The following is a 20817-nucleotide window of genomic DNA, read 5'->3' as shown; positions in this document are numbered from 1 at the left end:
GCTCAGAGTTGCGGGGTGGGTTCAGGTCCGGCAGCCAGGGCCTCTGCCACGGAACGGACCAGGTAATCCATCAGTTCCAGGTAACTGTCCCCGGTGTCTTTGACCCCGCCGGGATATTGCGTCACAGGCACCACCTTGGCGCCGGTCTCCGCAGCCACGCGCTCCGCCACCCGGCGGTCCTGGTAGGGCTCCACCAGAATCGCCCGAACCCTGTCGGCCTTCATTTCGGCTATCACCCGGGTCAGATGCGCCGCCGACGGTGGAATGCCCGGCTTGGGTTCGAGGAACAGGTCGATCCGCAATCCGAACCGCCTCGCAAAGTACGGCCAGGAATTGTGGTAGGCCGCCAGGCGCGTCCCTGCATACGGTCGCAGCCTTTCCAACCAGCCGGGCAGCCGCCGATCCAACTCGGTCAGGAATGCTTGGGCGTTGCGCCGGTAGACCTCCGCACCGTCGGGATCCAGCTCGGCAAACGTATCGGCCAGATGATGCACCACCACTCGCGCATTCTCGGGGTCCATGAGGTAGTGCGGGTTGCCCGCCGGATGAACGTCGCCCTGGGCACGGTCGAGTCGTTCGGGCACCTCAAGCAGGGTCACGCCCTCGCAGCAGCGCACATTTCCGCGGGCCGCCGGCAGGATGCGCGCGTTGCCGGCCCGCTGCAGCAGGGGGGTCAGCCAGGCCGCTTCGAGTCCCGCCCCGCCGTGCACCAGGGCGTCGGCCCGGGAAAGACGTACGAGATAACTCGGCCGGGGATCCACGAAATGCGAGTCCTCCGTCGGGCGCGCCAGGGTGAGCACGTCAACCCGATCCCCGCCCACGGTCCGCACCAACGACCCGAGGTCGGCCGTCGTGGCCACCACCCGCAACCGTGCCTCGGTCGTCCCCGCAACCAAACACAGGGCAGCAACCAAACCGCCCAGAAAACCGGTTCGCAATCTCATCTGGAGCCTCCTTTCCTCAGAACTGGTGTGCCGCGTGGGCACCCAGCGAAAGCTCGACCTGCAACCACACGGAGTGGTCCTCCCCCACATCCGCCCGCCGGTCATAGTTGTACTGGAGCCGCAGCTTCGAGTATTCGCTCGGGTACCAGGTGAGGTTCGGTGTGATCCGCCAACGTTCCCGTCGCAAAAGATCGCGGCCCACCGGCTCGCCCGCGAATGTCCACGGACCTTTCTCATAGTCGCCCTCCCCGCCTGCCACGTAGTCGAAACGCAACCCGGCGACCCAACCGCGGCGGAAGCCGTACAGCAACTCGGTATAGAACCCGTAGTCGGTGACCGTCTCGGCCGACAAGACCGCCGGTGTCCCCGAAGCTGCGTCGGCCAGGAAAGGCTCATCGTGCTCGGCATGCTCGGTCCAATCGAACGCGCCCAGTTCATAGCGGCGCAGCAGCGCCTCCGCCTGGAACGAGACGAACGGGAAACCCGCGTGCGCCCGCGGCGATTTCCATTTCCAGTAGAGGTCCAGCCCGTAGATCTGCGTGGCCGGTGCGCCCCCGGCCCCGCTGGCGTTGGGACCCAGGGCCGCACTCAGGCCGACCAACACGGTTTGTTGGTCCGTGACGTCCCAGGAACAGGCATACCGCAGCGTCCACATCAGATCGTTCAGGGCCGAGACCCCCCGATCGTTCTCCAATGGGCGGAACCCCATGGGAAGGGCCCCGTCCTCCTCCCCGCCGTGCACGTGGCCGCCCGCGCGAAAGGGGGCGGCCCCGTCACCCTGACTGTCCTGAACGGCCAGGAAAAGCTCGGAATAGAAGGTCGTGGGCATCATCCATGAGAGCTGCGCCCCGGGATTTCGCAGGCCATCCGGACCCAGGAGCCGTGCGATCACCAGGGGGGAATCCACAAATCCCCACTGGTGCGGATGCCGCCCGTTGATCCGCCCGAAGGGCGCATAGAACTGGCCCGCCCGCACCTGCAACCCTGCGGGCAACTGCAATGTCTGCAGCCACGCCTCCTCCAGTTCGAACCGGGACTCGCCGGAGGCATCCAGGCTGTAGAGCAGGTTGGCGCTGCCCGAGAAATACGGGTCCACCGAACCGGTCAGGTTGAGTTCCACCCCCTGCACGGTGAACCCGCGCTGGTTGGGATCGTGTCCACCCGGTTGCAACCCGCCCTCGATGTCATCCGCGGTGGAGGTGCCCGCCGCAAAGGTGCCCACCAAACCCACGTCCACGTACGCGCCGGCCCCTCCCAGGCGCCAGGGCGAAACACCGCTCATCGCCGGCGATGCCGAACGGACCGCAGGCGTACCGGCTGAATCGCGCGGGGCCTGTCCCGGGCCGGCCGCCGGCCCCGCACCCTGCCCGGCCGGTTCCGCCGACCCGGCCCGGGCGCGCAAGTGTTCCAGTTCCGACCGAAGCGCCTCGATCTGGCGCCGTTGCTCCTCCAGGGTCCGATCAAACTCGCCCTGCAATTGTTGCAGGCGTTGTTCCAAAAGCCGGATCCGATCCGGCCCGCCGGCGGTTCCGGTTTCCTCCGCGGCAACCGCGGTCATGAAAGCTGCAGATAGGGTCGTGTAGAAAAACTTTTTCATTGCGTCCAACAAATCGGGGTTCATTTCAAGCAACTGTTTCGCATACGCTTCACCACGCCGCGCCGGTCATCGGCCGCGTTCAGGCGGGCGACAGCAGTTCGGGCGGTGGTGTTCCGTCCCGGGCGGCATGCGCCCGGGGCGTGCTCTTCAACGGCTCAGGGAAGCGCGGCGGCCGGGGGTGCCCGGCCATGGGGAAGCGCAGGAAAGATCTTCTGCGGGCAGGGAGGAACGAACTGCAACGGTTGTGTGGGCACCGCAGGCGGTTCGCATGCCGTCGAGCCCTCAACAGAGGTTTCCAACAGGCCCAATGCAATCGTGCAAACGCCGCAACTGGGGGAACCTGAGGAGGTCGCCTTGTGGTGGTGACCGGTCGCACCCAGCCAGGCCGCCTCGGCAAACACCCACACCCACAGCCCCGCCATGAGCAGGGCCAGGGCACGGCGCAGGGTGGTCTGGGGCCGCCCGACCATCTTCAGGACTCACTGGATCATGAGGTTCCCGGTTTGTCAAGCCGCCTCGGATCCCCTCGGGGCATGGAAACGGGCGATCCATTGGTGCTTCTTGGAGATCGTCCGGGCCGATTTTCGACTTCTCAACTCCGCGGGAGCTGCGGCAGCTTGGCCGCGCTTTCTGGCAGCGCGACAGGACGATGTACCGGGGGCGCAGAATCGTGGTGGTTATGCCGGCGTACAACGCGGCTCGTACGCTGCGGCAGACCTGGGCCGAGGTCCGTGCCCAGGAAATGGTGGACGAGATCATCCTGGTGGACGATGGAAGCCGGGATGAGACCGTGGCCATCGCGCGCACCCTGGAAGGCCTGCGCGTGCATGTCCATCCGCAAAACCGCGGGTACGGTGGCAACCAAAAGACCTGTTACCGCCTGGCCCTGGAGGCGGGTGCGGACATCGTCATCATGATCCATCCCGACTATCAGTACACTCCCGCGTTGATCCCGGCCATGGCCAGCATGATCGCCAGCGGCGTCTATGATTGCGTGCTGGGAAGCCGGATCCTGGGCGGGCAGGCCCTGCGCGGCGGCATGCCCGTCTGGAAATACGTGGCCAACCGCGTTCTGACCCTGCTGGAAAACTGGCTGTTGGGTGCCAAACTCTCCGAGTACCACACCGGTTACCGGGCCTTCTCCGCCGAGGTCCTGCGGCACATTGACTTCACGGTGAACTCGGACGATTTCGTGTTCGACAACCAGATGCTGGCCCAGATCCTCTGGCACGGATTCGCCATCGGCGAGGTGAGTTGTCCGGCGCGGTATTTTCCCGAAGCCTCCTCCATCAATTTCCGCCGCAGCGTGCGCTACGGATGGGGCTGCCTGCTGACGGCCCTCACTTTCCGGCTCGCACTCTGGGGATGGATTCGCTCGCCTCTTTTCCCGCCGGCCGCCCGATCCCGGACCCCCGGGAGCGGGCGGTCCCAGCCATGATGAACCCGACCTGCCCAGCCGGAAGCGAGGACTCGTTTGCGCGGCGTCCCCCGCCCTGGCCGGGCTCTCTTCTCCGATGCTCATGCAACCGCGGTACCTGATCTCGCTCCCTCCGGCCATGGCGCCGGTGTTTGCCGAACTGGAAGGGCGCATGAGCCCGGAATGGTTTGCCGCGGCGGATCCCGACGGACCGCCGCCCGGTTCCGGGGGCGCCACCGCCCATCTTTTGGCGGCGGCGTGGCACGCCAGCGGCTCGAGCATGTCCTTTGCCTCGTGGCTCGCGGCAGACCGGCGCGTGGTGATCCACGCGGGCGGACAGAGCCGGCGCCTGCCCGCCTATGCGCCCGTGGGCAAATCCCTCCTGCCCGTGCCGGTGCTGCGGTGGAGCCGGGGACAACGACTCGACCAGACGCTGCTGGATCTACAGGAACCCCTGTGGGACCGCCTCCTGCGGGCAGCTCCCGATGTCGTTCGTCTGGTGCTCTGCCGCGGCGATGTTTGGGTCCGGCCGGGTCCCGAGGGACTGCCGGCGCTGCCCGAGGCGGACGTCGTGGTCCTCGGCATCCGGGTCCCACCGGAGACGGCTCAACATTTCGGGGTGCTGTTCTGTCACCGGCGCGAGCCGTCGCGCCTGGCCTTTGCCGAGCAAAAGCCATCAGCGGCGCGGATTCGACAGATTGCGTCCAGCCACCGTTTCGTAGTGGACACCGGGGTGTGGCTGCTGAGCGCCAGGGCCGTCTCCATCCTGATGCACCGCTGTGGCTGGGAGGAATCGAGAGGAATCTTCCGCGCCGGTCGGGCCGAGCCCTGTCCGTTCCATGCCGCGTTCACCGCCGCCCTGGGGACCGACCCCCGCCTGGACGACCCGGAGATTCGCGCCCTGAGCTGCGCCGTGGTGGAGTGGCCCGGCGCGGCGTGCCATCCCTTCGGCACCTCGGCACAGATGGTGGAATCCGTGGTGAGCCTGCAGAACCGGCTACCGGTTGACTGGGAGGAACACCGGCATCCGGACCAGGTCCTGCAGAACGCACGGGTGCGGCTCCCGTTGGACCGCGAGGCGGGACACACCTTGTGGATCGAGAACAGCGTCATCGGCCCGCGCTGGCACCTGGCGCATCAGCACGTGCTCACAGGCGTGCCGGCCAACGATTGGAAACTCACCCTGCCGCCCGGGATCTGCCTGGACATGGTGCCGGTGGACGCCGATCTCTGGTGCATCCGGGCGTACGGATTTGCCGACCTGTTTGAGGGCCCTTGGGACGATCCCGGCACGTTCTGGCTGGGGCGGCCGTTTCTTCAATGGCTGGAAGAGCGCGGGATCTCCCCCCGAGTGCTGGCGTGGCCGGCCGGCATGGACATCCACCAATGTCCGCTTTTCCCCCTCCTGCGAGAGACGGATCTCGATCCGGGTTTGATCGAATGGTTGTGGCGGGCCGATTCACCCGGATCGCAGCGCCGGGCCCGGCAATGGCTCGGCGGACCGCGCCTGTCCGCCGCCGACCTGTTGCGCCGTTGCAATCCGAGGCGCCTTTACGCGCAACGGGCCTGCCTGCGCCGCGAAGCCCTCACGGCCCTCCGGAAGCACGCGCGAGAGAGCGTCTTTTACCGGCTCGACCTGGAATCGGCGGCCCGGCTGGCTGCCGGGAACGCACAGCGACCCGACCCTGTTCTTTTCGGTCCCGACGACCCGCCGCTGCACGCCGCGCGCGAGGCCATGTTCCAGGCGGCATGGGCCCGGCACCGCGGCGAGCCCGGCTGGGAACGGCGGGAACAGGAGGCCTTCGAACGGCTCCGGGAGATGCTGGTGCGTGAAGCCAGGGTCCTTCCCGTGCATCCGGTTCGTTCCATTCAGGAGGATCAGATCGTGTGGGCGCGCTGTCCGGTGCGGGTGGACCTGGCCGGTGGTTGGACGGACACGCCACCCTACTGCCTCGAACACGGCGGCCGGGTTCTGAACCTCGCGGTGGATCTCAACGGGCAACCGCCCCTGCAGGTTTTTGCCAAGTGCATCCCCGAACCCGTGGTGGTGATTCGGTCCATTGACCTCAGCGCTGAAGAACGGGTGCGGACCTATGCCGAGCTGGAGAACCACGCGGATCCGGGCAGCCCGTTCGCGCTGGCACGCGCCGCTCTGGCGCTGGCCGGTTTCTCGCCACGGTTTCATGTGCACGGCGGGTTCGAATCCCTCGAACAACAACTTCGGGAGTTCGGGGGCGGCATCGAATTGTCGTTGGTCGCCGCCGTGCCCAAGGGCAGCGGACTCGGCACCAGCAGCATCCTGGCCGCCACCCTGCTGGCCGCACTCTCGGACCTCTGCGGTCTGGGTTGGGATCGTGAGACGCTCTCCCATCGCACGCTGGTGCTGGAACAGCTCCTCGGCACCGGAGGCGGGTGGCAGGACCAACTCGGGGCCATCGAGCGCGGAATCAAACTGATCGAGACCGCCCCCGGCCTGCGTCAGAGCCCGCAGATCCACTGGCTGCCCCAGCACTTGTTCGAGTCCCCGGCAACCTCCGCCTGTTGCCTGCTGTACTACACCGGCATCACCCGGCTGGCATGGAACATCCTCGGCGAAATCGTGCGCGCGGTGTTTCTCAACTCGCCCAGGCACCTGGCCCTTCTGGAGGAGATCGGTCAGAACGCGCGTCGCGGTGCCCTGGCCGTACAACGATGCGATTTCGAAGGGCTTTGCGAGACCGTCCGCGAGAGCTGGCGCCTCAACCAAGCCCTCGATCCCGCCACCAACCCGCCCCAGGTCCGGGCGATCCTCGACACCGTGGCGCCCAATCTGGCTGCGGCCAAACTGGCCGGCGCGGGCGGCGGCGGGTATCTGTTCATGATCGCGCGCGATCCGGCGGCGGCTGCACGGATCCGGGAGGCGCTCACCCGGCGGCCGCCGAACCCGCGCGCGCGATTTGTCAACTTCAGCATCTCCTCCACGGGCCTTCAAGTGACCCGCAGCTGAGGGCGGCCGCGATGGTACGGCCCGGAAGGTCGCGCCGGACCGTTCACCCGGCGGATTCCGTGGTCCATTCCCGGGCCGCCTGTTCGGCCAGTTGCTCCAGCACCCCGGCCGGGCGGGCGAATGCCACCTTTTCCGGCACCACGTCCAGCAGCGCGTAGACCCGCCGGAACCATCGCGCATGACCGCCCCAGGGCTGGAAACTGCCCACAAAGGCGAGACAAGGTTTTTGCTTCCGACGGCAGCGCCGGGCGATCTCGCCCACTCCCTTGCCCATCACCGTGGACCGATCCATGGACCCCTCACCCGTCAGCACCAGGTCGGCCCGGCGCAGCCGCTGCTCCAGACGGGCCCGCTCGGCCACCCAGTCGAATCCCGGCACCAGCTCGGCACCGGCGAATGCCAGGAACCCGAATCCGAGTCCACCAGCCGCACCTGCGCCCGGCACCCGGGACAGTGGCCGGCCCGTCAGATCTTCCATGACGCGTGCCAACCGCCGCAGACACTGCTCAGCCCGGGCAAGGTCTGCGGGCCGCAGGCCCTTCTGCGGGCCGTACACTCGTGTGGCCCCCCGCGGACCCGACAACGGATTCGTCACGTCCGCCGCGACCTGCAAGGCCCGCCAGGGGAACCCTTTCACAGGCCGCTCCACGCACGCGAGCCGATCCAGATCCGTCCACCGGGTCAGTTCCCTGCCGGCCGAATCGAGGAATCGCCATCCCAAGACCCGCGCCAGGCCGAACCCGGCGTCGTTGGTCGCACTGCCGCCCAGGCCCACCAGGATCCTGCGGGCACCCTGCGCCGCCACCTTCTGCAGAGCCCGTCCCAGCCCGGCCGTGTCCAGCTCGAAAGGATGAAACCGACCTTTCGGCAGCAACGCCAGGCCGATGACGGCCGCCGATTCCAAGATTGCCAGCCGCCGCGTCCGGCACCACCACCAACGCGCCCGCAACGGGCAGCCCGCAGCGTCCACCGTTTGCAAGGAGCGCGTGCGAGCTCCGACCAACCGGCGGCAGACGTCCCCGAAGCCGTCTCCACCGTCGCTCACCGGCAGCAGATCCAATACGTCCCGGGGCCGTGCCCGAAGCCAGCCACGGGCCAGGGCTTTGCACACCTCCACGGCCGTCAGCGAACCCTTGAACTTGTCCGGACAGATGAGCACGCGCAACGCCACGCCGCCGTTATCGCTTCGGCACACGCTTCAGGGCAACCTCAAACCGGCCCCGGCCACCCCTGACAACGCCGGCCCACGGGATCAGGCGAGGGAACATCGCCACAGAAAACAGGCTCCCAGCCCCGGCAACTGGCATGCGAAGGCGGACATTCACGAACAGAGGGAGGGAAAATCCGGAACCAAAAAGATTTGGTGCCCCGGCCAGGACTCGAACCTGGGACCTACTGATTAAGAGTCAGCTGCTCTACCAACTGAGCTACCGAGGCACCTTCGAACCGACAACAAGATGGGCGTGCCCCCGCATTGCTGTCAAGAGCCGCAGGCGCCCCGGACCGCCACGCTCCATGCCCGCCCCGGGGGACGGCCCTTGGTGGGGGAGCCGGTCCGATCCCGGAATGTTGCGCCCCATCGTCCTTGCAGCCCGGAACCATGCCATCCACGCCCCGACAATCGGCTTTCCCTTCGGGCCGTTTTGACGTAGCAATATGTCTTTAAACGAGCGGACAAGATGAAACAACGGTCGGTCGAGATTTACGACACCACGCTGCGAGACGGCAGCCAGGGCGAGGGCATCAACTTTTCCGTCCACGACAAGTTGCGCATTGCCGAGCGGCTGGACGCCTTCGGTGTGCACTACATCGAGGGCGGCTGGCCCGGCAGCAATCCCAAGGACATCGAGTTCTTCGCCCAGGCGAGGCGCCGGCGCTGGAAGCACGCGCGTCTGGCCGCTTTCGGCTCCACGCGGCGCAAGGGAATCCCGGTGGACCAGGACGAACAGGTCCGGCTCCTGCTGGAGGCTGAGACCCCGGTGGTCACCATCTACGGCAAGACCTCCCTGCTCCATGTGCGGGAGGTCCTCCGGTGCCGGCCCGAGGAAAACCTGGCCATGATCCGCGAGACCGTCCGGTTCCTCAAGGACCACGGCCGGATGGTCATCTACGATGCCGAACACTGCATTGACGGGTACAAACTCGATCGCGACTACGCGATGGCCACGCTGCAGGCGGCGGCCGAAGCCGGAGCGGATCTGGTGGTGATCTGCGACACCAACGGCGGCTCGCTGATGCGCGAGGTGGCCGAGGTCACCGCGGAGGCGGTGCGCAGCCTCCGCTGTCCGGTGGGCATCCACACCCACGACGACATCGGCCTGGGGGTGGCCAACGCGCTGGCCGCCGTGGAGGCCGGCGCCGTCCACGTACAGGGCACGATCAACGGGTACGGCGAGCGCACCGGCAATTGCAATCTCACCAGCGTCATTCCCTGTCTGACCTTCAAAATGGGCTTGCGGACCGTGCCCCGGCGTTCGCTTCGCAAGCTCAAGGAGCTGTCCCATTTCGTGGACGAAATCGCCAATCTCCGGCCCAATCCGCGCCAACCCTGGGTTGGCTCCGCCGCCTTCGCACACAAGGGAGGCACCCACGTCAATGCCGTGCAGAAACTCACCGCCAGTTACGAGCACATCGACCCTGCGCTGGTGGGCAACAGCCGCACCGTACTGGTGAGCGACCTGGCCGGCCGAAGCAACATTCTCATGAAGGCCCAGGAACTGGGTTTCCGGCTCAATCCCGACACGCCCGAGGTCCGCGAAATCCTTCGCCTGGTCAAGGAACGCGAGCATCAGGGCTACGAGTACGAGGCCGCCCCGGCCTCCCTGGCCCTGCTCATCCGCGGCGTCCTGGAGCATAATCCCTCCCTGCTCTTCACCGTCGAGACCTACCACGTCTCGATGCGGCGCGATGCGCAGGAATCCATCTGTGAAGCCACGGTCAAAGTTCGGGTGGGCAACCACGTCCATCACACCGTGGCCGAGGGTGACGGCCCCGTGAACGCGCTGGACGGCGCCCTCCGCGCCGCCTTGGTGCGTTCCTTCCCCGAATTGCGCAGGGTGCGCCTCACCGATTACAAGGTGCGCATCCTCGACAGCGCCTCCGGCACCGCGGCCAAGACCCGGGTCCTCATCGAGTCCACCGACGGCCGCGAAGAATGGGGCACCGTGGGCGTCAGCGAGAACATCGTGGAGGCCAGTCTCCAGGCCCTGGCCGACAGCCTCGAATACGCCCTGATCCGCAGGGGCCGGCTCCGCTCCCGCAAACCGTCCAAGGCCGCCTCATGAAACCGGCACCCGTGATCTTCTTGGTCGCGTGGGTCCTGACCCTGCCGGTCCTGGCCGCAGATCCCTGGATCACCTTCGAGCCCCGAGACCGGCGCGATTCCGCACCGCGCCACATCGTCCTGCTGGCCGGCGACGAGGAATACCGGTCCGAAGAGGGTCTGCCCATGCTGGCGCGCCTGCTGGCCGAACGACACGGGTTCCGTTCCACCGTCCTCTTCTCCCAAAACCCGGACGACGGAACGATCGACCCCAACAACCAAACCAATGTCCCGGGCATGCACCTGCTGGACCGGGCCGACCTGGTGATCCTGCAGTTTCGCTTCCGGGAGCTGCCCGACGCTGACATGCGGCATTTCGTGGAGTACCTCCATGCGGGCAAACCCATCGTGGCGCTCCGCACGGCCACCCATGCCTTCCAGTACAGCCGCAACCCGGGCAGCCCCTACGCACACTTCGACTGGCGCAGCCGGACCTGGCCGGGTGGTTTCGGCCAGCAGGTCCTGGGCGAAACCTGGGTCGCCCACCACGGCGAGCACGGTCGGGAAAGCACCCGCGGCCTCGTGGACGGGCGCCATGCCGATCATCCCGTGCTGCGAGGCGTGCGAACTGTCTGGGGACCGACCGATGTGTACGCCGTGCGCCATCTCCGACCCACCGACACCGTGCTCATGCACGGGTTGGTCCTGCGCGGCATGCGACCCGATGCCCCGCCCCATTATGACAAACCGCTCATGCCACTGGTGTGGATCCGCGATTACACCTGGCCCAACGGCGCGGTCACCCGGGCCCTCACCTCCACCATCGGCGCAGCGGTGGATCTCCAGGACGAGAATCTCCGCCGCCTGCTCGTCAACGCCTGCTATTGGCTCACCGGCAAACCGGTGCCCGAACACGCTGACGTCACCCCCGTGGGCGAGTATCGTCCCTCCATGTTCGGCTTCGACCGCTTTATCCGGGGCCGAAAACCGGCCGATTACCTGAATCCGTGACGGACGTTCGCTCCTCACAACGCGCCCGCCCGGTGCCGGTTCGCCACCCGGACCCCTTCCGCTGCGGACGGGGACCCACCCGTGCGGGAGTCATGGCCAGAGACACCCCGGCAGCACGCGGGATTTCCGCGCAACTTTCCGCTCTCAGGGGTGTTTCCCCCAGCGAGTAGGAAAACGTCACCGATGGGTTACCTCGGTTTGCAAAATGTCCTGAGCCGGGCGCTGGAGGTCCCACCAGAAACGGTGGAAGACCTGGTCCGGAGTTGGCGCTTGGCGGCGGCCAACGGTTCGAACGAGTCCTTTCCCGCCTTCGCAGCCCGGGAACGCGGCCTCAGCGAGGAGGCGTTGCTCCGGCGACTGGCCCAGGCTCTGGACTGGCCGTTTCTCGAGCTGGGCCGCATCAACATCCCGCCCGAAGCCCGCAAGGGGCTTTCCACCAAGGTCGCCTTCCAGCACACCGTCATGCCCGTGCAGCGCAACGACGGCCTGTTGCAGGTGGCCGTGAGCAACCCCTTCGACACCGCCATGCTCAACGCCGTCCAGTTCGACGCGCGGCAACCCGTCCAGTTCGCCCTTGCCACCCGCGGCGACATCGAGAAAGCCCTCAAAAAGTACTACGGCGTCGGTGCCGAGACCCTCGACGAGATGGCCGAGGAGGAACCCATCGAACTGCTCGTCAGCGAGAACAAGGAAATCACCGAGGGCGACCAGGAGGCCAGCGTCATCAAATTCGTCAATCAGGTCATCTGGGAGGCGTACCGCAACCGGGCCACCGACATCCACTTCGAGCCGGCGGAGGACGAACTGCGCATCCGCAACCGGATTGATGGCATCCTCCATCAAATTCCCATGCCACCGCAACTGAAGCGGTTCCAATCGGCCATCATCTCCCGCATCAAGGTCATGAGCGGGATGAACATCGCCGAAAAGCGCCTCCCCCAGGACGGTCGCATCAACGTCCGCATCCAGGGCGAGGAGATTGACATCCGCGTCTCCACCGTACCCACCGTCTATGGCGAGAGCGTGAGCCTGCGGTTGCTGACCCGCGGCAAGATCTTTCTGAGCCTGGACAAGCTGGGGTTCTCCCCGCGGGACGAAGCCCTCATCCGCGAGCTCATCGTCAAGCCGCACGGCATCTTCCTGGTCACCGGGCCCACCGGCTCCGGAAAGTCCACCTCACTCTACGCCTTCCTCAGCACCATCAACTCGGTTCACAAGCGCATCATCACCATCGAGGAACCGGTCGAATACGAGTTGAAGGGCATCAACCAGATCGCGGTCCGACCCGAGATCGGCCTGACCTTCGCGGTCGGTTTGCGCCACATCCTCCGCCAGGACCCCAACGTGATCATGGTGGGAGAGATCCGTGACCTGGAGACGGCCGAGATCGCCATTCGCGCCGCCCTGACCGGTCACCTGGTGTTCTCCACCCTCCACACCAACGATGCACCCAGCGCGTTCACGCGGTTGATTGACATGGGCATTGAACCGTTCCTGGTGGCCTCTTCGGTGGAGGCGATCATGGCGCAACGGCTGGTCCGCACCATCTGCCCGCTCTGCAAAACCGAGCAAAAGGTCGAGAAGGAGTACCTCCAGCGCATCGGCTTTCCGGCCGAGGACATCGAGACCGCCAGATTCTACCACGGCGCCGGATGCGAGGAATGCCGCCAGCTCGGCTACCAGGGCCGCACCGGCATCTACGAGTTGCTGGTCGTCAGCGAACCGATCCGGTCCCTCGTCATGAGCCGGGCCCCGGCCTCCACCATCGCCCAGAAGGCCATCGAACTGGGCATGCGCACCCTCCGCGCCGACGGTTGGAACAAGGTCAAGCAAGGGATCACCACGATCGAAGAGGTTCTCCGGGTCACCCAGATCGAACAGCACCTGGACGCCCTCGCCGAGAACCCGAAACAACCCGCATGGGCGCGCGCGTGACCCAGACCCGACTCCACGCATGTCACGTCCTGGCCATCGGGCCGGACGGACGCCGTTTCTGGCGTTTCGAGGTCAAAGGCACCGGGATTCAACCCGACCGGGCCGAGCGGCTGGCGCCCGATCAGCCCCTGCCGCGTCACTGGGGAACCAAGGACTGGCGAACCCTCGGCCGACCCCGCCTGCACATCGCCTGGCTGCATCCGGACCGGGTTTTCCTCCGGGTTGTCCATCTGCCCGCCGCACCACCCGAGGAAACCCGCGCCATGGTGGAACTCCAGCTCGAACGTCTTTCCCCTCTGCCGGTCGCGCAGACCGTCTGGAGTTATCACCCCGTCCCCGGCGCACCCGGGGGCCAGCAGACACTCGTGGTCGCCATCGTCGCCCGCGAAACGGTCGAAGCCTTCCTGGGTCAGCTCGAGTCGGCCGGCTACCTGCCCGATCGCCTCGAGCTGAGCACCCTCGATCAACTGGCCGCCGTGCCGGTCAGCGGCGACGGCGCTTGGATCCATGCCGGAATCCTCGGCCGACCCGATTTGGCCCTGGTGGCCTGGTGGTACGGCGGCGTCCTGCACAACCTGAGTTTCCTTCAACTGCCGGCCGGCGGCGACCGCACCAGCGTCGTCAGGAGCCAACTCCTGCAGGCCGCCTGGGCCGGCGAATTGGACGGCTGGCTGACCCGTCCGCCCGAGTGGCATCTCGTGGCCGATCCCGTCACAGCCGCGGAATGGGAACCGGTCCTGAACCAGGCCCTCCAGACCACCGTCTCCGTCCAACCTCCGCCGCCCCCGGATGACCTGGCCCGTCGCACCGCTCTCCGCGCCCTGCAAGCCAACGGGCTGCCTTCCCTGCTGCCACCCGAACACGCCGCGCGATACCGACAACAGTTCGTGGACCGGCTCTGGATGACCGGGCTCGGCGCCGTGCTCGGGCTTTATCTGGTGGGGGTGATCATCTACTTCGCCGCCCTCGGCGTTCTCCAGTTCCAGTTGAGCCGTGTCGAGGCCCGCATCGATGCCCTCACCCCGGAGTACACGCGCGCCTCCCAACTCAAGGCCCGCGCCGAGGTCCTGCAAGACCGGCAGGACCTCCGCTTCGCCGCCCTCGACTGCTACAAACTCGTGGCCGAGCTGCTACCGGAAGGAGCCACGCTCCAGTCCTTCGATTTCGCCGACGGCCGGCGCCTCACCCTCAACGGCACCTGCCCGGAAGACCGCGTCATGGCTGTCATCGAATTCAGCAGCGCCCTCCGAAAAGCCCAGGTCCGCGGCCGGCCCATGTTCGACCCGCAAAAGGGCGAACCGTTCACCCAGCGCCGCACCCCCAACGCCAATGTGGTCTCCTGGAACTTCACCCTCGAACTGAGCCGACCGGAAGACTGACCATGGCCAAAACCCTCGCCCAACTCAATCTCCGCCCCGGCGAACGCCGCCTGGTCATCGGCGTCGGTCTGGTCCTCTTCCTGGTCCTCAACATGCTCCTCGTCTGGCCGCACTTCAGTGACTGGCAGGAGGTGCGCGAAGACCTGAAGGCCGCCCGACTCAAACTCCGTCGCTACGAGGAAGCCATCGCCGACCTCCCCAAGTGGGAGGCCCGGATTCGCGTCCTCGAATCCGGCCAGGAACCGCTCCCCGAGGAGGATCAGGGCACCGAATTCCTCAGCACCATCCAGCGCCAGGCCTCGCTCAGCGGCGTCACCATCACCGGCAGCTCCCGCATGACCACCCGCACCAACAACCCCTTCTTCATCGAACGCTCCCAGACCATCAGCGTCCTCGCCGAGGAACGCGCGCTGCTCGATTTCCTCTACCGGATCGGATCCGCCGGTTCCATGACCCGGATCCGCGGATTGTCGCTCCGGCCCGATCCGCCCCGACACCGACTCGTAGGGAACATCACCCTCGTGGCCAGTTACCAGAAGAAGCCGGCCACCCGCACCACCCCGGCCGATGACACCCCGCCCCAGCCGGCAGCCCCAACAGGCACGGTGCAAACGAACCGTCCCCCGCCGCCTGCCCCTCCGGCCCGTACACCCTCCGCGCCCCGCCCCCCGGCGCCCGGGGCCCGGCCTCCGGCCAATCAACCTGCCACCTGACGGATTGTGTTATGCTCGCAAAGCGACTCTTACTGACCTGGCTTTCGACACTCGCGGTTGCAACCGCAACGGCCCAACCGGCCGCCCCGGCACGCACGCCACCCGTGCTGCCCTCCCCCGGCTCGCCGCTCACCAACCGCACCGCGCCCGTGCGCATACCCGCACAAACCGCCGCCCCGGCCCTGCCCCGACCCGGCACCACACCTGCCGCAGGTCAACCGGGCACCCCGGCCGGACTGCCCGTGCCGGGTTCGCTCCCGCCGCCCGGGCCCGGCCTGCCCTCTCCGGGCAACCCGGGGATCTTACTCACCAACATCCCACCGGCCGCCCCCGCCGAAGACACCATCCCGGCCGGGACCGTCGACTGGGTGGGCGCCGGCGGCGCCGACATCGAACAGGTCTTCGAGTACTACGCCAAGCTCACCGGCCGCACCATCCTGCGTCCGGCCAACCTCGCCGCGCCGCCCATCAAACTGCGCACCGAATCCGACCTCACCCGCAGCGAGTTCATTCAGGCGCTGGACAGCGTCCTGGCCATGAACGGCATTGCCATGATCCCGGTCGGTGAAAAATTCGTCAAAGCCGTCCCCATCGCACAGGCCAATCAGGAGGGCGCACCCATTCAACGAGCCCAAGCCGAACAACTGCCGGAGCTGGGGTCTTACGTCACCCACATCGTCCAGCTCAAGTACGCCAAACCCAGCGAATTGGTACAGGTCCTGACGCCCTTCGCCAAGGTCCCCAACGGCATCCTGCCCATCGACAGCAACCAGATCCTCGTGCTGCGCGACAACGCCGAGAACGTCAAGCGCATGCTCGAGTTGATCAAGGAAATCGACGTGGCCGTCCCCTCGGAGTACGTGTCCGAGGTCATTCCCATCAAGTATGCCATGGCTTCCGACATAGCCGCCGCCCTCAACAGTCTCAGCTCCGGCGGCGGCACCACCAGCGTCGGCACCCGCAGCACAGGCGCGCGTCCCACGACCCCCACCGGCCTCCAACGACCCGGCTCCACCGGTCTGCCCGGCCAACCCCTGGGCACCCAACCCGGGCAACCCGCCAATCCCCAGGCCAGCTTCAGCGACCGACTCCAACAAATCGTGCGCCGAGCCTCCGCTCTGGCCGCCGGCGAGATCCAGATCATCGGTGCAACCAAGATCATCGCCGACGAACGCGCGAACGCACTGCTCGTCTACGCCACCAAGGAAGACATGGCCACCATCAAGGACATCATTTCCAAACTCGACGTCATCCTGCCCCAGGTCCTCATCGAAACCACCATCCTCGACGTTTCGCTCAACAACAAATGGAACCTCGGCATCTCCGGACTCCAGACCACCCGGCAGCTCGGCGGCAACAACATCCTCGGCGCCGGCGGCATCAACGCCAACCAGGTCTTCAACTTCTCCGGCACCGGCACCAATCTCACCGCCGACCTGCTCGGCACCGGCCTGCGCTACTTCACCCGCATTGACGACAGCTTCTATCTCACCCTCCAGGCCGCGGCCAGCGACGGCACCGCGCGCGTCATTCAGAAACCGCGCATCCTGACCTCCCACGCCAAGCCCGCCTCCTTCTTCGTCGGCGAAACGGTACCCTACATCACCAGCACCTACTACGGCGGCTTCGGCACCGGCCCGGCCGCCAGTTACCAGCAACTCCGCGTCGGCATCCAACTCTCCGTCACCCCCTTCATCAACGCCGACGGTCTGGTCCTCATGCAGATTGACCAGGCCATTGACGAACTGGGCGACGAGGTGGAAATCGCCGGCGGCGGCAAGGTCCCCAAGACCCGCAGCCGCACCCTCTCGGCCGAGGTCGCCGTCCGCAACGGCGAAAGCATCCTCCTGGGCGGTTACATCCGCTCCTCCGGCACCGAGTCCCATGCCGGCGTGCCCATCCTCAAAGACATTCCCCTGCTGGGCTACCTCTTCCGCAGCAACGACCGCTCACGCGACCGCAGCGAACTGATGGTCCTCATGCGGCCCATCGTCCTGATGGACCCCGAGGAGGCCGCGCGCCTGTCCGCGGAGGAACGGCGCCGCCTGCCCGGCGTGCACCGCGCCGAACGCGAATTCGACGAGGAGGAACGCATCTACCGCGACAAACAGGAACGCCGCACCCGCGCCCCACAAACCGAGCCGGCCTTCCCCGCCCCAGCCGGCCCGGCCGCCACCTCACCGGTCCCGTCCACGTGAGCCCGATCCGTTCCACCACCCGGCCCGTGCCGGGTCGTTTGTCCCACCCCGTCCGCGCCGGCCGCGGCATCCGACCACGGCCGGGGGATCCGTCAGTGGCCCGACCATGAGCGAGGCTCCCGCACCAGGCCTGATTCCCGGCACGCTCTACCTCGTCGCCACACCCATCGGCAACCTCGAGGACATCACCCTCCGCGCACTCCGCGTCCTGCGCCAGTGCGACCTCGTGGCCGCCGAGGACACGCGTCGCACCTTTCAACTCCTACGCCATTTCCAGATCGAAAAACCCGTGGTGAGCTGCCACGCCCACAACGAGGTCGCCCGCGCCGCCCAACTTCTCTCCCGGCTTCGCCAGGGCGCCACCGTGGCCCTGGTGACCGACGCCGGCTCGCCCGGCATCAGCGACCCGGGCGAACGAATCGTCCGCGCCGTGTGGGATGCGGGTCTCCGCGTCGAGCCGGTGCCCGGTCCCTGCGCACTGGTCGCCGCACTCACCGCCAGCGGATTGCCCACGGCCGAATTCCATTTCGTGGGATTCCTGCCCCACAAATCCGGGGCCCGCAGGCGCCGGTTGGAACAGCTCCGTACCATCCCAGGCACACTTGTCCTGTACGAATCGCCCCACCGGATCCAGCGCCTCCTCGAGGAATGCGCCGAACTCCATCCGGATCGTCGCATCGTCATCGCCCGCGAGCTCACCAAGAAGTTCGAACAATTCATTCGTGGCACCGCCCGTGAGATCCTCCAACAATGCAGCGAGCGCCCGCTCCGCGGTGAATGCGTCGTGCTCATGGAACCCACGGAGGCACCCGTCAGCACGGGCGAATCCCCGGCCGAATCAGGGCACCCATCCGATCCGGATTGACCGGCACCGCCCGGCCTGCCGGTGTCCGGCAGCATCGGCCCTCACCGACGCCGACCTCCCGGAAAAGCCGCGCCCTCCTGCATGCCGGTTGTGCCTCACCCGGTCAGGGCTCCAATGTCCCGCCGTTGTGGCAACGGCGGAGACGACCGGACGCCGGCTCGCCGCCTCCACCGGAAGCGCAGAGAAAGAAACCTCCCGGTCAGGTCCGCAGTGGATCGCCCGGCGTGCCTCAGACCCGACTGCGCGTCGGCTGCCGGGTTCAGTCCCCCCTTTGCTTTTCCCGGGCCGGGTTGCATCCTGCTCTCCATGCCGACCGCCGTCCTCAGCCGTAAATGGAGCCGCTTCCAAACGGGAGCCTGCCTCTGCATCAGCCTCCGGTTGGTTTTGACGCCCGAAGCCCGCTCCGCCCCAACCGGTGAAGGCGAACTGGTGCTGACCGACCCCCATCAGGTCGTCACCTTTCACCTGACCACCAACCCGCAAGGCCAGCTGCTCTACCGGGTCCGCGCCCACGGCCGGGAAGCACTTCTGCCCGCACCCACCGGCCTGCTCCTCGACGACCACGATCTCGGCCAGTACCCGGCCTTCGGCCCCGTTCATCGGGCCCGTCACTACGAGGAGTTCGACTGGCTGGGCGGGAAAAACCGCGCCACCAACGACTGTTACGCCTACGAAATCCCCGTCCGTTCCGGGTTGGGCCCCGCCTGGACCCTGGAAGTCCGACTCTTCCGCGACGCGGCGGCATTTCGCCATCTGGTTCCCGCCGCTGATTCCCCGCGGCACATCCGGGGAGAAACAACCGCATGGCACCTCCCGCCCGGAGCGGTGCTCTGGTTCCAAACCAACCTCGCCAACCACGAGGGAATCTTCCAAAGCCTGCCGGCAAACACTCTCCCCGCATCAGGCGCACTCCGCATGGGCCTGCCGGTTACAGCCGTCCTGACCAACGGAATCACCCTCCTGATCAGCGAGGCGCGTCTCTTGGACTACAGCGGGCTGGCCCTGGAGAGCGACGGCCCGGACCGACTTCGCGCCATCTTCCCGCACGACCCGCAGGGCTGGCCCGCGCACGGGCCCATCGCCTCCCCTTGGCGCGTGGTCCTGGTCACCACCAATCTCGACCCACTCGTCAACAGCGACGTCATCCCGGCACTCTGTGACCCGCCCGACCCGGAACGGTTTCCACAGGGAGCCCGCACCGACTGGATCCGACCCGGCCGTGCCCCCTGTACATGGATGGTCTTCGGCAACGGCGGCGCCCGCTGGGCCCGGCAAAAATGGTTTGTGGATACCGCCGCTGCTTTGGGATGCGAATACCTCCTCGTGGACGGCGGCTGGCAGACCGAGCGGTGGGGTTGGATCGAACCCGACGTCGACCTCTGGGACCGCATGGCCGAACTGTGCCGCTACGCCGCCGAGCGCAACGTCGGAATCCTCGTCTGGCACGGTTACCCCGAAGGCCGCGACGACGGACCGGGCCTCACCCGGCCCGAAGACCGCGAGACCTTCTTCCGCCGCTGCGCCGAGGCCGGCGTCAAAGGGGTGAAGATTGACTTTTTCGATTCCGAAAGCATCGAAACCGTCCGCGTGGTCGAGGACCTGCGCCGTCATGCCGCCCGGTACCGGCTGTTGATCAGCTTCCACGGCATTCCCAAGCCGACCGGTCTCAACCGCACCTGGCCACACGAACTCACGCGCGAAGGGATTCGCGAACAGGAATACCAGCTCTGGAGCAATCTGCCCCTCGAACATTACGGTGCCCTGCCCTTCACGCGTTTGGTGGTCGGTCCTGCGGATTTCCTGCCGGGATACATCCGGCCCTCGCTCCGCAAGGACACCACCCTCGGATTCCAACTCGCCACCACGATCATCTTCAGTTCACCGCTCCTGTGCTGGCCGGATCATCCGGAGGCCTACCTCGAAAGCCCGGCCCTGTCCTTCTTCCGCCGGGTCCCCACGGTCTGGGACGAAACACGCGTCCTGCCGCCGTCCCGCATCGGCCGGATCGTCGCCCTGGCCAGACGCCACCGTGGCGAGTGGTACGTGGGTCTGCTGAACTGCACCCGGCAGGCCGTCACCATACCACTCGACCCCAGCAGCTTCATCACCGGCCCCGCCGAATGCACCCTCTACACCGACGACCCCGACCGCCAACACCTCCAGATTCGCACCGGGCCCGCGTCGGGCGAGCGGCTTTCCCTCCAGCTACCGTCCGGTGGCGGGGCCGTGGTGCATTTCCGGCCCACTCCGTTACGGCCCGGATGGCCCTGAACCACAGCAGACAACATCCCGCCGGGCAAACTCCGGCGCCTCTGCACAACAGGGCAACCATGGCGCTGCCGGCCGGCCGGGCCCTTTTCCGCCCTTTCGGTCCCGACGGCAGCGGGCTATTGTTCTCATGCCTTGCCCGCGCGTGCCGGTGTGGCGGAATGGCAGACGCACAGGACTTAAAATCCTGGGACCGTAAAAAGTCGTGTGGGTTCGAGTCCCACCACCGGCACCAATGTTGT

14 protein-coding genes and 2 tRNA genes are annotated in these 20817 nt (G+C 66.9%); 11 read left to right on the top strand and 5 right to left on the bottom strand.

All coding sequences use genetic code 11. From position 1 onward, the window contains the following. Window positions 1-2 precede the first annotated feature (2 nt). The 3 genes from ACPDIX_RS08225 to ACPDIX_RS08215 form a co-directional block, all read right to left on the bottom strand. Window positions 3-944 carry a metal ABC transporter substrate-binding protein gene (locus ACPDIX_RS08225; protein WP_423431302.1) on the bottom strand — a complete coding sequence of 314 codons (942 nt, stop codon included), beginning with the start codon at window positions 942-944 and terminating at the stop codon, window positions 3-5. 16 nt (window positions 945-960) lie between these two features. Beyond that, entirely contained in the window at window positions 961-2565 is a 1605-nt protein-coding gene (locus ACPDIX_RS08220; RefSeq protein ID WP_423431301.1) for a hypothetical protein, read from the bottom strand. A gap of 131 nt (window positions 2566-2696) precedes the next feature. Beyond that, window positions 2697-3011 carry a hypothetical protein gene (locus tag ACPDIX_RS08215; RefSeq protein ID WP_423431300.1) on the bottom strand — a complete coding sequence of 105 codons (315 nt, stop codon included), beginning with the start codon at window positions 3009-3011 and terminating at the stop codon, window positions 2697-2699. 179 nt (window positions 3012-3190) lie between these two features. Between ACPDIX_RS08215 and ACPDIX_RS08210 the strand changes: the two genes are divergently transcribed. Then, the gene (locus tag ACPDIX_RS08210) at window positions 3191-3979 is read left to right on the top strand and encodes a glycosyltransferase family 2 protein (RefSeq protein WP_423431299.1); all 789 of its coding nucleotides are present in this window, start codon (window positions 3191-3193) and stop codon (window positions 3977-3979) included. 82 nt (window positions 3980-4061) lie between these two features. Then, entirely contained in the window at window positions 4062-6944 is a 2883-nt protein-coding gene (locus tag ACPDIX_RS08205) for a bifunctional fucokinase/fucose-1-phosphate guanylyltransferase (RefSeq protein WP_423431298.1), read from the top strand. A 43-nt stretch (window positions 6945-6987) separates the two neighbouring features. Here ACPDIX_RS08205 and ACPDIX_RS08200 read toward each other — a convergent pair whose 3' ends face one another. After that, on the bottom strand, window positions 6988-8139 hold the full coding sequence (locus ACPDIX_RS08200; protein ID WP_423431297.1) for a glycerate kinase: 1152 nt from the start codon (window positions 8137-8139) through the stop codon (window positions 6988-6990). A gap of 166 nt (window positions 8140-8305) precedes the next feature. Further along, window positions 8306-8381 (bottom strand) — tRNA-Lys (locus tag ACPDIX_RS08195). Between the two features lie 242 nt (window positions 8382-8623). On the opposite strand from ACPDIX_RS08195, the gene cimA reads away from it, so the two are divergent. From cimA to ACPDIX_RS08150, 9 genes are all read left to right on the top strand, one after another. After that, complete coding sequence (gene cimA, locus ACPDIX_RS08190; protein WP_423431296.1) at window positions 8624-10228, top strand: citramalate synthase; 1605 nt, start codon at window positions 8624-8626, stop codon at window positions 10226-10228. Then, a complete protein-coding gene (locus ACPDIX_RS08185) occupies window positions 10225-11217 on the top strand; it encodes a hypothetical protein (protein ID WP_423431295.1) in 993 nt (330 codons plus the stop codon). Before cimA ends, ACPDIX_RS08185 begins: the two co-directional genes overlap by 4 nt. 183 nt (window positions 11218-11400) lie before the next feature. Beyond that, window positions 11401-13152, top strand: coding sequence for a GspE/PulE family protein (locus ACPDIX_RS08180; protein ID WP_423431294.1), 1752 nt, complete (start codon window positions 11401-11403; stop codon window positions 13150-13152). Continuing rightward, a complete protein-coding gene (locus ACPDIX_RS08175) occupies window positions 13137-14531 on the top strand; it encodes a hypothetical protein (protein WP_423431293.1) in 1395 nt (464 codons plus the stop codon). The genes ACPDIX_RS08180 and ACPDIX_RS08175 overlap by 16 nt, the downstream gene beginning before the upstream one ends. Window positions 14532-14533: 2 nt before the next feature. After that, window positions 14534-15244 carry a hypothetical protein gene (locus tag ACPDIX_RS08170; RefSeq protein WP_423431292.1) on the top strand — a complete coding sequence of 237 codons (711 nt, stop codon included), beginning with the start codon at window positions 14534-14536 and terminating at the stop codon, window positions 15242-15244. Window positions 15245-15255: 11 nt separating this feature from the next. After that, window positions 15256-17442 carry a secretin N-terminal domain-containing protein gene (locus ACPDIX_RS08165; protein WP_423431291.1) on the top strand — a complete coding sequence of 729 codons (2187 nt, stop codon included), beginning with the start codon at window positions 15256-15258 and terminating at the stop codon, window positions 17440-17442. 106 nt (window positions 17443-17548) lie between these two features. Next, the gene (rsmI, locus tag ACPDIX_RS08160; protein ID WP_423431290.1) at window positions 17549-18307 is read left to right on the top strand and encodes a 16S rRNA (cytidine(1402)-2'-O)-methyltransferase; all 759 of its coding nucleotides are present in this window, start codon (window positions 17549-17551) and stop codon (window positions 18305-18307) included. A 306-nt stretch (window positions 18308-18613) separates the two neighbouring features. Beyond that, on the top strand, window positions 18614-20578 hold the full coding sequence (locus ACPDIX_RS08155; RefSeq protein ID WP_423431289.1) for a glycoside hydrolase family 97 catalytic domain-containing protein: 1965 nt from the start codon (window positions 18614-18616) through the stop codon (window positions 20576-20578). A 144-nt stretch (window positions 20579-20722) separates the two neighbouring features. Continuing rightward, a tRNA-Leu gene (locus ACPDIX_RS08150) sits at window positions 20723-20810 on the top strand. Window positions 20811-20817 lie beyond the last annotated feature (7 nt).

It is taken from the genome of Limisphaera sp. 4302-co (assembly GCF_049537155.1).
GTDB lineage: Bacteria > Verrucomicrobiota > Verrucomicrobiia > Limisphaerales > Limisphaeraceae > Limisphaera.
This window is presented reverse-complemented; position numbering and strand designations above follow the sequence as displayed.